General features: G+C 68.6%; 15 protein-coding genes. 6 read left to right on the forward strand and 9 right to left on the reverse strand.

What is annotated here, in order from left to right; all coding sequences use genetic code 11:
• Positions 1-67 precede the first annotated feature (67 nt).
• From E6N53_RS14880 to E6N53_RS14895, 4 genes are read right to left on the reverse strand one after another with little or no spacing between them, the layout of a single operon-like run.
• The gene (locus E6N53_RS14880; RefSeq protein ID WP_142860349.1) at positions 68-910 is read right to left on the reverse strand and encodes an ABC transporter permease; all 843 of its coding nucleotides are present in this window, start codon (positions 908-910) and stop codon (positions 68-70) included.
• Positions 904-1872 (reverse strand): ABC transporter permease, encoded by a 969-nt coding sequence (locus tag E6N53_RS14885; protein WP_201741160.1) that lies wholly within the window; start codon positions 1870-1872, stop codon positions 904-906. Before E6N53_RS14885 ends, E6N53_RS14880 begins: the two co-directional genes overlap by 7 nt.
• Entirely contained in the window at positions 1869-2954 is a 1086-nt protein-coding gene (locus E6N53_RS14890) for an ABC transporter ATP-binding protein (RefSeq protein ID WP_142860448.1), read from the reverse strand. Before E6N53_RS14890 ends, E6N53_RS14885 begins: the two co-directional genes overlap by 4 nt.
• Entirely contained in the window at positions 2951-4030 is a 1080-nt protein-coding gene (locus E6N53_RS14895) for an ABC transporter substrate-binding protein (RefSeq protein ID WP_142860350.1), read from the reverse strand. Before E6N53_RS14895 ends, E6N53_RS14890 begins: the two co-directional genes overlap by 4 nt.
• Positions 4031-4214: 184 nt before the next feature.
• Here E6N53_RS14895 and E6N53_RS14900 point away from each other — a divergent pair, with 184 nt between their 5' ends.
• Positions 4215-4445: a PRC-barrel domain-containing protein gene (locus E6N53_RS14900; protein ID WP_136590877.1), complete on the forward strand. Its 231-nt coding sequence runs from the start codon at positions 4215-4217 to the stop codon at positions 4443-4445.
• 5 nt (positions 4446-4450) lie between these two features.
• Positions 4451-4909, forward strand: a complete 459-nt coding sequence (locus tag E6N53_RS14905; protein ID WP_136603526.1) for an NOB1 family endonuclease — start codon at positions 4451-4453, stop codon at positions 4907-4909.
• Positions 4910-5120: 211 nt separating this feature from the next.
• Here E6N53_RS14905 and E6N53_RS14910 read toward each other — a convergent pair whose 3' ends face one another.
• From E6N53_RS14910 to E6N53_RS14920, 3 genes are all read right to left on the reverse strand, one after another.
• Positions 5121-5870: a CPBP family intramembrane glutamic endopeptidase gene (locus tag E6N53_RS14910; protein ID WP_136603527.1), complete on the reverse strand. Its 750-nt coding sequence runs from the start codon at positions 5868-5870 to the stop codon at positions 5121-5123.
• Positions 5871-5937: 67 nt separating this feature from the next.
• The gene (locus E6N53_RS14915; RefSeq protein ID WP_136590880.1) at positions 5938-7224 is read right to left on the reverse strand and encodes a glucose-6-phosphate isomerase; all 1287 of its coding nucleotides are present in this window, start codon (positions 7222-7224) and stop codon (positions 5938-5940) included.
• Between the two features lie 49 nt (positions 7225-7273).
• A complete protein-coding gene (locus E6N53_RS14920) occupies positions 7274-8284 on the reverse strand; it encodes a hypothetical protein (protein ID WP_142860351.1) in 1011 nt (336 codons plus the stop codon).
• A 105-nt stretch (positions 8285-8389) separates the two neighbouring features.
• On the opposite strand from E6N53_RS14920, the gene E6N53_RS14925 reads away from it, so the two are divergent.
• Together E6N53_RS14925 and E6N53_RS14930 are read left to right on the forward strand one after the other, a co-directional pair.
• Entirely contained in the window at positions 8390-8899 is a 510-nt protein-coding gene (locus tag E6N53_RS14925; RefSeq protein WP_136590882.1) for a DUF8056 family protein, read from the forward strand.
• 62 nt (positions 8900-8961) lie between these two features.
• Entirely contained in the window at positions 8962-9453 is a 492-nt protein-coding gene (locus tag E6N53_RS14930) for a DUF5812 family protein (RefSeq protein WP_136603529.1), read from the forward strand.
• A 14-nt stretch (positions 9454-9467) separates the two neighbouring features.
• Here E6N53_RS14930 and E6N53_RS14935 read toward each other — a convergent pair whose 3' ends face one another.
• Complete coding sequence (locus E6N53_RS14935; protein WP_136590884.1) at positions 9468-9875, reverse strand: cupin domain-containing protein; 408 nt, start codon at positions 9873-9875, stop codon at positions 9468-9470.
• A gap of 163 nt (positions 9876-10038) precedes the next feature.
• On the opposite strand from E6N53_RS14935, the gene E6N53_RS14940 reads away from it, so the two are divergent.
• Together E6N53_RS14940 and E6N53_RS14945 are read left to right on the forward strand one after the other, a co-directional pair.
• Positions 10039-10872: a phosphoenolpyruvate hydrolase family protein gene (locus E6N53_RS14940; RefSeq protein WP_136603562.1), complete on the forward strand. Its 834-nt coding sequence runs from the start codon at positions 10039-10041 to the stop codon at positions 10870-10872.
• Complete coding sequence (locus E6N53_RS14945; protein ID WP_142860352.1) at positions 10872-12095, forward strand: Tm-1-like ATP-binding domain-containing protein; 1224 nt, start codon at positions 10872-10874, stop codon at positions 12093-12095. The genes E6N53_RS14940 and E6N53_RS14945 overlap by 1 nt, the downstream gene beginning before the upstream one ends.
• A gap of 431 nt (positions 12096-12526) precedes the next feature.
• Here E6N53_RS14945 and E6N53_RS14950 read toward each other — a convergent pair whose 3' ends face one another.
• On the reverse strand, positions 12527-12856 hold the full coding sequence (locus E6N53_RS14950; protein ID WP_142860353.1) for a DUF7968 family protein: 330 nt from the start codon (positions 12854-12856) through the stop codon (positions 12527-12529).
• Between the last annotated feature and the right edge of the window lie 29 nt (positions 12857-12885).

Below are 12885 nucleotides of genomic sequence, written 5' to 3' on the forward strand. Positions count from 1 at the left end.
ACGCCGAACGCGCGTCTGCGTCTGTCTCACCCCTCGAGCCCATCCGCCTCACCGGTGTGCGTCCGTTTCACTCCGCGCGCGTCGGCGGCTCCAGGAACGACGCGACGAACGCGACGACGGCGCTGACGACCAAGACGAGCGTGCTCGCGGCGTTGAGGATAGACACCCGCGCGGTGCGGATGTTGTCGAACAGTTCCAGCGGCATCGTGGTGACGCCGCTCCCGGCGAGGAAGTAGGTGATGAGGAACTCGTTGAACGAGAGCGCGAAACAGAAGAGGACCGACGCGGTCAGTGCCGGAGCCAAGAGCGGCAGCGTCACTGTCCGGAACGCGGTCCAGTCGTCCGCGCCGAGCGTCCGTGCCGCCTCCGTCAGCCCCGCGTCGAGGTCGGCGAACCGTGATGCGAGCAAGAACGTACTGAACGGGAGCACCCAGAAGAGATGCCCCAGGAGGACCGGCACGAAGCCGAAGCCGAGGCCGACCCGACCGGCGAACACACCCACGCCGAGCGCGACGACGATGGTCGGGACGAAGAGCGGGAGCGCGACGACGAGAGCGACCGCGCCACGCACCCACCGGGGGAGCCGCCCTCTGACGATGACGTGGGCGGCCATCGTTCCGAGCGCCGTCCCGCCGATAGCGGCGACGACACCGATGCCGACGCTCGTCGCCAGGCCCCGGACGAACCGGCTGTCGGCGAACACCGCGCGGTACCACCGGAGGCTCACTCCCTCGAGAGGGAGCGTCGGCTGTGTCGTCGGCGCCAGCGAGAAGTACGCCACGAGTGCGACGGGGACGTAGAAGAACACGAGCGTCACGGCCGCGGTCGCACCGAGGAGTCGGGGAGTAGTCCGTCGCCACACCGTTCCCAGGACGGACGGACCGGCCCCGACCGACGGTTCGTTCACCATCGTTTCAGCTCCCGTCTGACCTCCGGGGAGAGCACACCGAGGCCGAACCCGACCGCGACGACCGCGAGGAAGACGAACGCCATCGCGGCGGCGAACGGCCAGTCGAGCGTCTCGTAGAAGGCGTCGGCGATGATGCGTGCGATCATCTGGACCCCCGGGCCGCCCAGGATTTCGGGTGTGGCGAACGCCCCGGCGATTCGGGCGTAGACGACGAGCGCGCTCGCGACCGCGCCGGCGAGCGTCTGGGGGACGACGACGTCGACGACGACGCGCGGGGCCGACGCCCCGAGCGTCCGGGCGGCCTCCACGAGCCGTTCGTCGAATCGCTCCATCGAGACGTACATCGTCAGGAGGACGTACGGCAGGTAGATGTAGACGAAGCCGACGAACACCGCGACGGGGGTGTTGAGAAGCGACAGCGGCTCGCTCACGACCCCCAGCCGAAGCAGTACGAGGTTGAGCACGCCGCCGCGGGCGAGTATCTCCCGCCAGGTGTAGTTGAGCACGACGTAGTTGAGCCACAGCGGGAGCACCAGAGAGACGAGCAGCGGGAGGCGGTACCGACCCGGACAGCGGTGGGCGAGCCAGTAGGTCACCGGGTAGGCGAGGGCGAGGCACGCCGCGGTCGCGGCCAGCCCGAGGGCGAGCGACTGTGCCAGGATGTCGACGTACAGCGGGTCGAGGACCTCGGCGTAGTTCGCGAGGGTCGGCCACGGCGAGAGGCTCTCGACGAAGAGGACGAAGAGCGGGAGGAGCCCCAGTCCGACCGCGAGTGCGACCGGAGCGGCCGCGAGGAGCGCGTCTCGCCGACGAGGCGTCGTCACAGTGCGGAGTCGAGCCAGGCCCGTATCGACCTCGCCTGCCGGCCCCGACCGGTCCGCCGGAGGAGTCCGGGTGGTCCCCGACACGTCCGTCCCACCGTCGGCGCGCCGACCCGCCGCGTCCGCTCCGTCCCTGGTCACGCTGTCCTCTCGACCACGTCGGGTCGGTTCGACTCGTCGCGGACCACTCGGACCCGCTCGACCGTGACGCCGACGGCGGCTTCCGGTGGACGCGTCTCGGCAGTCCACGCACGGAGCGTGACACCATCGGCGAGGTCGACGGCGTGCTCGTAGTGACCACCGCGGTAGGCGGTCGTTCGGACCGTCCCCGAGAGCGGCGCGTTCCCGGTCGCGAGCGAGACGTCGTCGGGGTGGACGGCGACCGTCACCGCGTCGCCCGGGGCGGCGTCGGCCACTCCCGCCGCCGGCACGACACCCCCGCCGAGTCGGACGGCGTCCGGACCCGCGACCACGGCCTCGACGACGGCCGCATCGCCGAAGAACCGTCCGACGAACGCCGTCTCCGGCTCCCGATAGAGTCGCTCCGGCGCGCCCGTCTCGACGAGCCGCCCATCGTTCATCACGGCCACGCGGTCGGCCATCGTCATCGCGCTCTCTTGGTCGTGGGTGACGTAGAGGAACGTCGTGCCGACCTCGCGCTGGATGCGTGTGAGCTCCGTCTGCAGTTCCTCGCGCAGGCTGCGGTCCAAGCTCGACAGCGGTTCGTCGAGGAGGAGGACACGCGGCTCTGTGACGAGCGAGCGGGCGAGGGCGACCCGCTGGCGCTGCCCGCCGCTGAGCGACGTCGGGTCACGCTCGCCGAACCCACCGAGACCGACGAGGTCGAGCATGTCGGCCACCCGACTGTCGCGCTCGTCGCGGTCGACGCCCGCCCGGGCCAACCCGTAGGCGACGTTCTCGCCGACGCTCATGTGGGGGAACAACACGAGGTCCTGGAAGACGAGGCCGACGTCCCGCCGGTTCGCGGGGCGGGCCGTCACGTCGCCCCCGTCGAGAAGGACGCGTCCCTCGGTTGGCGTCTCCAGCCCCGCGAGCATCCGGAGCGTCGTCGTCTTCCCGCAGCCGGAGGGGCCGAGGAGGGCGACGAACTCGCCGGGCGCGACCGACAGCGAGACGTCGTCGACCGCCGTCTCGGAGCCGAACACCTTCGTCAGGCCGCGCGACTCGAGCACCGCCTCGGTCTCGGGCGTCCCGTCGGTCATCCGGCGCGGTTCTTCGCTTCGTTCCACGTCTTCGTGTACTGTTCGACGAGCGACTGCGGCTTCGGGTCCTCGTAGATGAACCGGTTCGGGTCGTCGAGACCGTACTCGGCGAGCGGGATGTCGTTGTCCTCGAAGGTCTGCTCGTTTGGCACCGCGATGTGGGAGGGCTCCATCAGCGCCTCGTACCCCATCCACTCGTGCCAGTCGTTGATGAACGTGTGTGCAAGGTCGGCGTTCTGTGCCCCCTCGCGGACACACAGCTGGAGGAACCACGCCTTCGTGCCCTCCTCGGGATAGACACGCTCGACGGGGAACCCCTCCTGCTGGAGCGAGTAGGTGACGTAGTTCCACGCCGGCTCGACAGCCACCTGATCGTTCCGAAGCAGGGAGACGGAGTCACCGCCGCTGCCCCAGAGCCCGCCCGACAGCTCGACGTGTCGGGTGAGGAGGTCACGCATCTCGTCGAAGTCGACCTCGGCGGCGCTCGTGGGGTTCAGCGGCGAGAGGCCGTTCGCCGCCCGACAGTAGAGGAACTGTAGCCGGGCGTCGTCGCGGCCGCCGACGCGCCCCTCGTACCGGTCGTCCCAGAGCACACGCCAGGAGGTCGGCGCCTCGTCGAGTACCTCGGTGTTGTAGACGAGCGGCGTCTGCCCGAAGCTCCGGGGGACGCCGTACACCTGCCCGTCCCGCTCGAAGTAGTCCCGCTTCAGGAAGTCGAACACCGAGTCGTACGTCGGGACCTGGTCGAGGTCGACGGGCTGGATGAGCCCTTCGTCTATCGCCGGCGTGACCGCGTAGTTCCCGAGCGCCACGACGTCGTGGTCGGAGCGGTCGGCCCGGAGCAACGAGAGCGAGCGGGCCGAACTCCCCGTCGACTGGAGTTCGACCGTCACACCGTGACGCTCCTCAAACCGCTGGAGCATCCCGTCCGGATAGACGTACGCGAAGTCGAGCAGCTTGAGCGACCCGCCGCTGCTCCCGCCCGTGAGTCCGCCGAGACAACCCGCTGCTGCGACCGTTACCCCGGCCCCAGCCGTGCGGAGAAACCGCCGTCGTGTCCGCGCGTCCTCTGACATTATCCAGGTATACGGTCTGGCAGTAATAAGCCCGCTGGCCCCCTCCCGGCCACCGCGTGAAGCGCCCACAGATGAGGGCGGCCGCGGCAACGCCGCCGGTCGGCCCGAACGCCGTCGTCCCGGCGTCTGACGCCCGTCTGCCGCCCCCGTGGTGTTTATAGTACCGCGCTCACATAGCGGGCGTATGGTACTCGCGGAGAACCTCTCGGGCAAGGCCGTCATGGGTTCGGATGGGGCCGAACTCGGGACGCTGTACAACATCACGATGGATCTGAAGACCGGCAAACTGCACGACCTCCTGGTCGAACCGAACCTCGAGGTGTCGAGCGACTACGAACTGGACGACGAGAACCTGTTGCACGTCCCCGTCGGGAACGTGCAGGCGGTCAAAGACTACATCGTCGTCTCCCAGTAAGCGCGATGCGACTTCTCGATTCGTCGGCGTTCATCAACGACTACCACACCGACGACCAGACCGCGTCGATTCCCGCCGTCCGCGACGAACTGGAGGGCTCCGCGGCGATGCGGTTCGAGGCGATGGAAGGTGCCGGTATGCACGTCCACATCCCCACCGAAGGGACCATCGCGAAGGTCCGCCGCGCCGCCCGCGAGACGGGCGACGCGGGCGTCATCTCCGACACCGACACCCGCCTCGTCGCCGCGGCGTTCGAACTCGACGCGACCCTCGTCACCGACGACTACGCGATGCAGAACGTCGCCGCACGCCTCGACGTCGACTGCGACGTCGTCAGTCAGGACGGTATCACCGAAGAGCGGCAGTGGCGCTATCAGTGTCAGGGCTGTGGCCGCGAGTTCGACGAACACAAAGAGCGGTGTCCGATCTGCGGGATGGACCTGGCGCGCAAGAACCCGTCGTAGTTCGTTACAGAGATTTGAGGAGAAAGCCCACGACTTCAGTCGTGGGAGAAGTCACGTACTGAGGACGGGTATCTCGGTGAGACCGCAACCACACTCTCCCCAGCCGATTCGTTCGTTCCCTCCGGTCACTCACTCGTCCCTCGCGCGGTGCCGGCGCGGTACGGAGACCGCACCAGCGCGCGCCACGGACTCTCCCGGCGGGTCCCGGTTCTCAGACCGCCCCGGTCGCGCCGAGGTACTGGATCAAGAACAGCACGGAGTTGTACACCCCGTGGGCCAGTGCGGGCGCGACGAGCGTCTCGGTCCGCTCGTACAGCACGCCGAGGACGATCCCCAACACCGCGGCGATGAAGACGTACGCGAACTTCTCCATGGGACCGCCGGAGACGGCGACCCAGTGGACCAGTCCGAACAGGCCGCTCGCGAGGACGATCCCGGCGCGGACGCCGAACCCCCGTCTGAGCACGCCCTGTGCCACGCCACGAAAGAGCAGTTCTTCGATGGGACCGACGAGCAACAGCGACACCGGAATCATGTAGAGGAAGTACACCGGTGCCTCCTTGCCCTGGGTGATGACCTGGTTCTCGCCGAACGACACGCCAGCGGCCTGAAAGAGGAAACCAGCGCCGAACTGCATCGCGAGGAGGGCGACGAGCGCGGCCCCCGAGAGGAGGAGCGTCCGCACCGTCGGCCGACGAAGGTGGAGCGTGTCCCACGTGTCCGTGATGGCGAGGAAGCCGACGATGGCCACGACGAACCCGACGAACTGGAGGACGGTCCGTGCGACGTTGAGTGCGAGGCTCTCCTGGGCGAGGAGACCGACGTCGACGAGCCACGCCGACGTCGGCGCGACCACGGCCGCCGCGACGAGGAAGGCCGACAGCACCACCAGCACCGCCTGGACGAGCCCGGCGAAGCGGTCGGCCATCGCCCCGCGGGCGTTCCCTGTCGTGGACTCCATTGCCGGTGAATTCGAACTGCGCGCGGTTCAAGGCTCCGATTGTCGACGTCGGGGCGGGAGCGACGCCCTAGTCGATCTCGATCGAGCGCTTGTTCTCGACCGCCGCCGCCTCCTCAAAGTCGCCGCCACCGAGGAGGCCGCGGGCGGCCCGCTTGCCCCACTCGACCGCGGGCTGGGTGAACGTCGACACGCCGGCGAGTTCCCCGTAGAGAACGCAGGCGGCCTCCATCGAGTAGAGCAGTTCGCCGAGGGCGTACTCGTCGACGTGGTCGATCTCGATGCGGACGTTCGGGACGTTGGCGGCCGCGAGCGACGCCTCGGTGGCCTCGAACTCGGCGTCGAGCAGTTCGCCGAGCGACGAGCCGCCGAGGTACGACAGTCCGTCGAGGTCCGTCTCCGGGATGCCCAGGTCGTCGTACTCGCGGGGGCGCACGAGTGTGACCATCTTGTCGTGGGGGCCGGCCCGGTAGAGCTGGAGCTGTGAGTGCTGGTCCGTCGCGCCGAGGGCGCGGGCCGGCGTCTGCCCGAGGCCGTCTTTGCCGAGCGATTCGGCCCACAGCTGGGCGAACCACTCCGCGAAGTACTCGAGCGACTCGGCGTACGGCATCATCGCGTTGGTCAGCGCGCCGCGCTCGGCGAGAGCGTACGAGACCGCGCCGTAGGCGTAGGCGGGTGAGTCGAACAGCGACCCCGAGAGCGACTCTGACGCCGCGGCACCGCCGGAGAGGAGGGCTTCGAGGTCGTGTCCCTGGACGGCGGCAGCCGCGAGGCCGACCGTCGAGAGGACCGAGAAGCGACCCGGGACGCCGTCGGGGACCGGGAGCGAGGGGAGGTCGTGCGTGTCGGCGAGTCGGCGCAGGTTCCCCTCCTCGCCGGTGGTGACGAGCGTCCGCTCGGTCCAGTCCACGCCCGCGGCGTCCATCGCCTCCCGGGCGACGAGGAACGTCGAGAGCGTTTCCGCGGTGGTTCCCGACCGCGAGACGACGTTCATGACCGTGTTCTCGAGGGGGAGCGAGTCGAGAACCGCGCTCGTGTGGACCGGGTCGACGTTGTCGAGGTAGTAGGCGTCGACGTCCGAATCGAGCGCCGCCGAGAGGGTGGCCGCCCCGAGTGCGCTCCCACCGATACCGACGTTGAGGAAGGCCTCGCAGTCCTCGAACGGTTCGACGGCCCGGTGAATCGCGTTCGTGTCAACGCGTTCGGGGAGGTTCAGCGCCGCGTAGCCGTGTTCGTTCTCGCGCCGACCCGCTTCGATGCGTTCGTGTGCCGCTGCCACGTGGTCGTCGAGCCGTTCGAGCGAGTCGCGTGAGACGCCCGGTGTCGCCTCTACGGCGTTCCCGATGTCGACGTACATACACCTCGACCCGCGTAGGGGAGCGACAAGTACGTGCCGGTCACTCCGGTCAGGACTCTTTCGGCTCGGTGGTCGCCCCCGACACTGTCTCGACCGCCCGCGAGACCATCCGTTCCGAGTAGCCCGCGGCGAACCCGACGACGATCATCACCGCCGGTGTCAACTGCCCGAAGTCGCCGGTGAACGGCGTCTGGAGGAAGAAGTAGAAGACGAGCGCCGAGATGGCCCCGATGAGGCCACGTGCCCAGGTGAGCCCCAGACCCGTGATTCGCTGGGCGACCTTCGTCGACACCGTCTGCTTCTGGAGTGACCGCATCCCGAACAACGACGCACCGATCATCCCCGCGAGCGCGACGAAGACGGCGAAGCCCGGGCTCGTCACCGTCGCTGCCGCAGCAGCGTCGGTCGTCGCGACGTCGAACGGTGGCTCGAAGAACTCCACCCCGAGGAACGTCGGAGCCAGCGTGCAGACGATGAACACGACACCCGCAACGGTTCCGAGCTGGAACAGCTGGGTGAACTGCTGCTGGAGGTAGTGCTGTTTCAGGTGAACGCTCTCGTACTGTTCGTGGAGGACCGTCATGGCGACACGGAGGTCCTCGCCGGTCACGTCCGCGTCGAGGCTGTGCTGGCCGAGCAACGCCTCGACCGCCCGTTTCCGCCACCCCCCGAGGGTGTCGAGTGCCTCCTCACGGACGGCCGTCGCCTGCGCCTCGAGCGCGTTGGTCCCCTCGGCCTCGTCGAGCGCTTCGAGCCCGTGTGTCTCGAGGCGCTGTGCGGCGTGGAAGTGCCGCCAGCCGTCCTCGACGCGTCCACGTTCGAGCGCCTCGTCGACCTCGTCGAGGAGGTCGGTGACGTCACGCTGCCAGAACGTGCCGTCGCCGTTCGTCCGTGCGACCAGTGTCTCGAACTCCTCGCGGTACGCGGCCACGTCGGCACGCAGCCGGACGTGGCCCATGTTCTTCGTGTCCCTCCACCGCTCGAGTCCCGGCAGCAGCGACGACACTCTGTCGCCGATGCCCGGGGTACTCTCGCCTGGAGCGCTCTCGACGGAACCCATCTCACCCACACTAGTCGCACCGGAGTGACATATAGCCGCGCATCGACGGAGCCCCGTCCACCCGAGGACCGCGGCGGTTAACCTCCGTGACTCCTAACGCCCGGTATGACCGACGGCTATCGCGGGGTCTTCGGCGCGTTCCCCTACGCGTTCCGACAGAGCCGTTCCCTCCTCTTCCGGAGCTACGTGCTGGTCGGCGCGCTCGCGGCGGGAGCGGTGACGCTGCTGTTCGGCGCGGGGCTCGTCGTCCTCATCGCCCAGACGGCCGCCATCGAAGGGGGGTCGCTCACGCTCTCGCGGGCGTTCTACGTCGTGGTCGGCCTCTTCGTCGTCGCACCGCTCGTCGCCCCCGTGCTCTTCGTGGCCCGCCGTCACCGCCGACGCGAGGGGGCCGACGCCCGGTACGACCTCGCGCTCTCGCTCGCGGGCTACCTGTTCATCGCCTCGCTGTACGTGGGGCTCGTCATCACGGTCCCGGCGGACCAACAGAGCGCACCCCCGTCGGCCGTCGCACCACTCGTGGAGACGCTGTACGCGCTGCCGCAGGTGGCGGGTGTCGTCCCCCCGCTCGTCGCCTCGGGGCTCATCCTGGCCGTCCATCGGCTCCTCCGCTGAGGGGGCCATCGACCCCGCGCCGGGACGAAAGGGTGAACAGTCGCCCGCGCCTCCGTCCGACAATGAGTGCCGACGAGCGGACCGCAGCGACCGAGAAGACGGGCACCTTCCTCGTCACCGCCGCCGACGAGGAGTCGGCCGTCCTGAAGGACGTAACGAGCGGGCAGGTCCACACGCTCTCGTCGAACCCGGGAGTCGAAGCCGACGAGGCCGTCGAAGGGACCGTCGAACCCGAGCCGCCGCTGAACGTCTCGTGGCGGCTAGCCGAGATCGAACGCCAGTGGCGGCTCTCCGTCGAGACCTCCTCGGAGTCCCCGACGACGCTGGCGCGAGACATCGCCGCCGACCAGTCGGTCGGTGACCTCACGCGGAGAGAACGAGCGGGCACGGGTGAACTCCACGTCATCACCGTCCCCGAAGACGAGACCGAGCAGGCCGTCGACGACGTCCTCGCCGACAGGGAGGGAGCGCTCTCGCGTGCGGCCCGACTCGGCGTCGCCCGTGTCGAAATCAGGTCCGAGCCGGGCGTCGTCGTCGTCCGCTACATGCCCTGAGACGCCGCCGCGCGTCAGTCGCGCGTCGGAATCTCGCCTGCCGGAACGATGGTGCAGTCGGGCAGGTCCGCCAGGACGTCTTCGGGGCCGGGTGGTGCGTACACCGCGAGCAGCGTGAGCGTCTCCCATCCCGTGTTCACGGTGCCGTGTTCGACGCCGGCGGGGATGTACACCATCTCGCCCGCGCCGACGTCACGGGTGTCGCCGTCGACGGTCTGTTCGCCCGTCCCGCCCACGACGTAGAGAATCTCGTCGCTGTCGGGGTGGGTGTGGAGTTCGTGTCCCTTCCCGGGTTCGAGTTGCACGACGCCGGCGCTGAACCGCTCCGACCCACACACCTCGGGTGTCGCCATCCACTTCAGCGTCCCCCAGTCGAACTGCTGTGTGTCGACGTCGTCCGGTTGGATGTAATGCGTTGACATGCGTCTCGGACCACACGTGACGCCGGATTAACTGTTTCGTGCGAGTCGAGACCTGGTCCCAGGACGGCCCCTGCGGTGTCCGTCGTCCCCCGTATCGAGCGCCGACGTGTCCTCCCCGCAACACTAATGCTCGCCCTCCGAATTGGTGTCAGTGGCCATGGCAATGAAATACACACGCGAGGAGTCGCTCGACCGGCTACGAGAAACCGTCGACGCGGGCGACCCCGTCATCGGTGCCGGTGCAGGGACCGGCATCTCGGCGAAGTTCGCCGAGCGGGGCGGTGTCGACCTGCTCATCATCTACAACTCCGGGCGCTACCGGATGAACGGTCGCGGGTCGCTCGCCGGGTTGCTCCCCTACGGCGACGCGAACGAAATCGTCGTGGAGATGGGTCACGAGGTCCTTCCGGTGGTGGAGGACACGCCCGTCCTCGCGGGCGTCAACGGGACCGACCCCTTCCGCGACATGGACGTGTTCGTCGACGACCTCCAGCGCCGTGGGTTCTCCGGCGTGCAGAACTTCCCCACGGTGGGGCTCATCGACGAGGACAGCGGCTTCCGACAGAACCTCGAAGAGACCGGGATGGGGTACGACAAGGAGGTGGAGATGATTCGCACCGCCTCGGAGAAGGGGATGCTCACGTGTCCGTACGTCTTCAGCGAACAGCAAGCCCGCGAGATGACCGAGGCCGGCGCGGACGTCGTCGTCTCCCACATGGGCCTCACGACCTCCGGTGACATCGGCGCGGAGACGGCGCTCGACCTCGACGACGCCGCCGAGCGCGTCCAGGCGCATCACGACGCCGCCAAAGCGGTGGACGACGAGGTCATGGTCATCTGCCACGGCGGCCCCATCGCGTGGCCCGACGACGCGGCGTACGTCCTCGACAACACCGAGGGCGTCGTCGGCTTCTTCGGCGCGTCCAGCATCGAACGGCTCCCGACCGAGGAGGCCATCGAGAACCAGGCCCGCGAGTTCAAGGAGATCGACCTCTGATGGCCGTCGTCATCGTCGGAACGCTCGACACGAAGGCCGAAGAGATCGGGTTCGCCCGCGACGTCCTCGCGGCACAGGGCGCCGGCGTCCACGTCGTCGACACGGGCGTGATGGGCGACCCCGGCTTCGAGCCGGACACGCCCGCGAGCGACGTCGCCGCGGCCGGCGGGGAGTCACTGGAGACACTCCGCGAGTCCGCCGACCGCGGAGCGGCGATGGAGGTCATGGGGGAGGGTGCCGCCGCGGTCTGCCAGCGTCTGCACGACAACGGCGTCCTCGACGGGGTGCTCGGCCTAGGCGGGTCGGGCAACACCTCGGTCGCCACCACGGCGATGCGGGCGCTCCCGTACGGCGTCCCCAAACTGATGGTGTCGACGATGGCCTCCGGCGACGTCCGGCCGTACGTCGAGGCGCGCGACGTGATGATGCTGTACTCGGTCGCCGACATCGAGGGGCTGAATCAACTCTCCAGAACGGTCATCTCGAACGCGGCGCTCGCGATGGTCGGCATGGTGTCGAACGAACCGGACGTCGAGGTCGACGAGCGGCCGACGGTCGGCCTCACGATGTTCGGCGTCACGACCCCCTGTGTCAAACACGCCCGGGCCTGGCTCGAAGAGCGGGGCTACGAGACCATCGTCTTCCACGCCACCGGCACCGGGGGGATGGCGATGGAGAACCTGGTGCGAGAGGGCGTCATCGACGGCGTCCTCGACGTCACGACGACCGAGTGGGCCGACGAACTCGTCGGTGGTGTCCTCTCGGCGGGGCCGACTCGACTCGACGCGGCCGCGGAGACGGGGACGCCGCAGGTCGTCTCTACCGGCGCGCTCGACATGGTGAACTTCGGCCCGCGCGAGGAGGTGCCCGAGGAGTTCGAAGGGCGGAACCTCCACGTCCACAACCCACAGGTGACGCTGATGCGGACCACGCCCGACGAGTGTGCCGAACTCGGCCGCATCATCGGCGAGAAACTCAACGCCGCGACCGGCCCGACGACGCTCGCGCTTCCCCTGAGAGGCGTCTCGATGCTCGCCGTCGAGGGCGAAGACTTCTACGACCCCGAGGCCGACGCGGCGCTGTTCGACGCCCTCCGCGAGACCGTCGACGACGACGTCGACCTCCTCGAACTCGACACCGACATCAACGACGAGGCGTTCGCCGAGGCCATCGCCGAACGTCTCCACGCGCACCTGCGTGAGGCCGGCCGCGCGCCGGAGTGACGGTCAACTCCAGTCGAAACAGTGGCCTTTCCACTCGGTGTGTTATTTATTTTCACTGTGAACTACTGACCGCTCGCTGGCCGTCGCAGAGCCGCGGCCACGACGCACGCTCGGTGCTCCCCTCCTGTCATCTCCAGTCGAAACAGTACCCTTTCCGTCCCTGACCGGTCCCGACGACGACCGTTCACACGGGGGCGTCGCCGCGGCGTCCGGTCCCCGCCCGCAGCCTCGGCCGGCCGTCAGCGGTTCGTCCCTGCCGGGCCGTCATCTCCAGTCGAAGCGGTGCCCTTCGGTCTCTATCGAGTACAGTCCACTCCGGACAGTATATAGTTGCCCGCGGACGTCGGCGGTCGTCACCTCCAGTCGAAACAGTGCCCTTCAGTGTCCGGTTCGGAACGTGTGACAACGTACGTCACTGTACGCGGGGCCGTTCACGCCCCTCGTCCGCTCTCGGCGTTGGGGCCGGCGGCGCTCTGGACCTTCCATCCACCCTCGTGATCGGCGACGCGGGTCGTGAACGTGATTTCGGTCTCCGGACCCATCTCCTCGCCGCCCTCGACGTCCTCGACACGGAAGCGGATGTCGAGCGAGTCGCCGCAACACCCCACGTCGGCGAACTCCTCGAACTCGGCTCCCACCGAGAGGTCGTCGACGACTTTCCGGAGATACCCCTTGTATCGCGGCGTCTCGACCTGGTCGCGGCCCCACTGCGAGAGGGCGTCGGGGTACGAGAGGATGACGCGCGTCGCCTGTAAGCTCATACACGTCCGTACGCGGTCGCGGGAAAAGA

This window comes from Salinigranum halophilum, assembly GCF_007004735.1.
Lineage (GTDB): Archaea > Halobacteriota > Halobacteria > Halobacteriales > Haloferacaceae > Salinigranum > Salinigranum halophilum.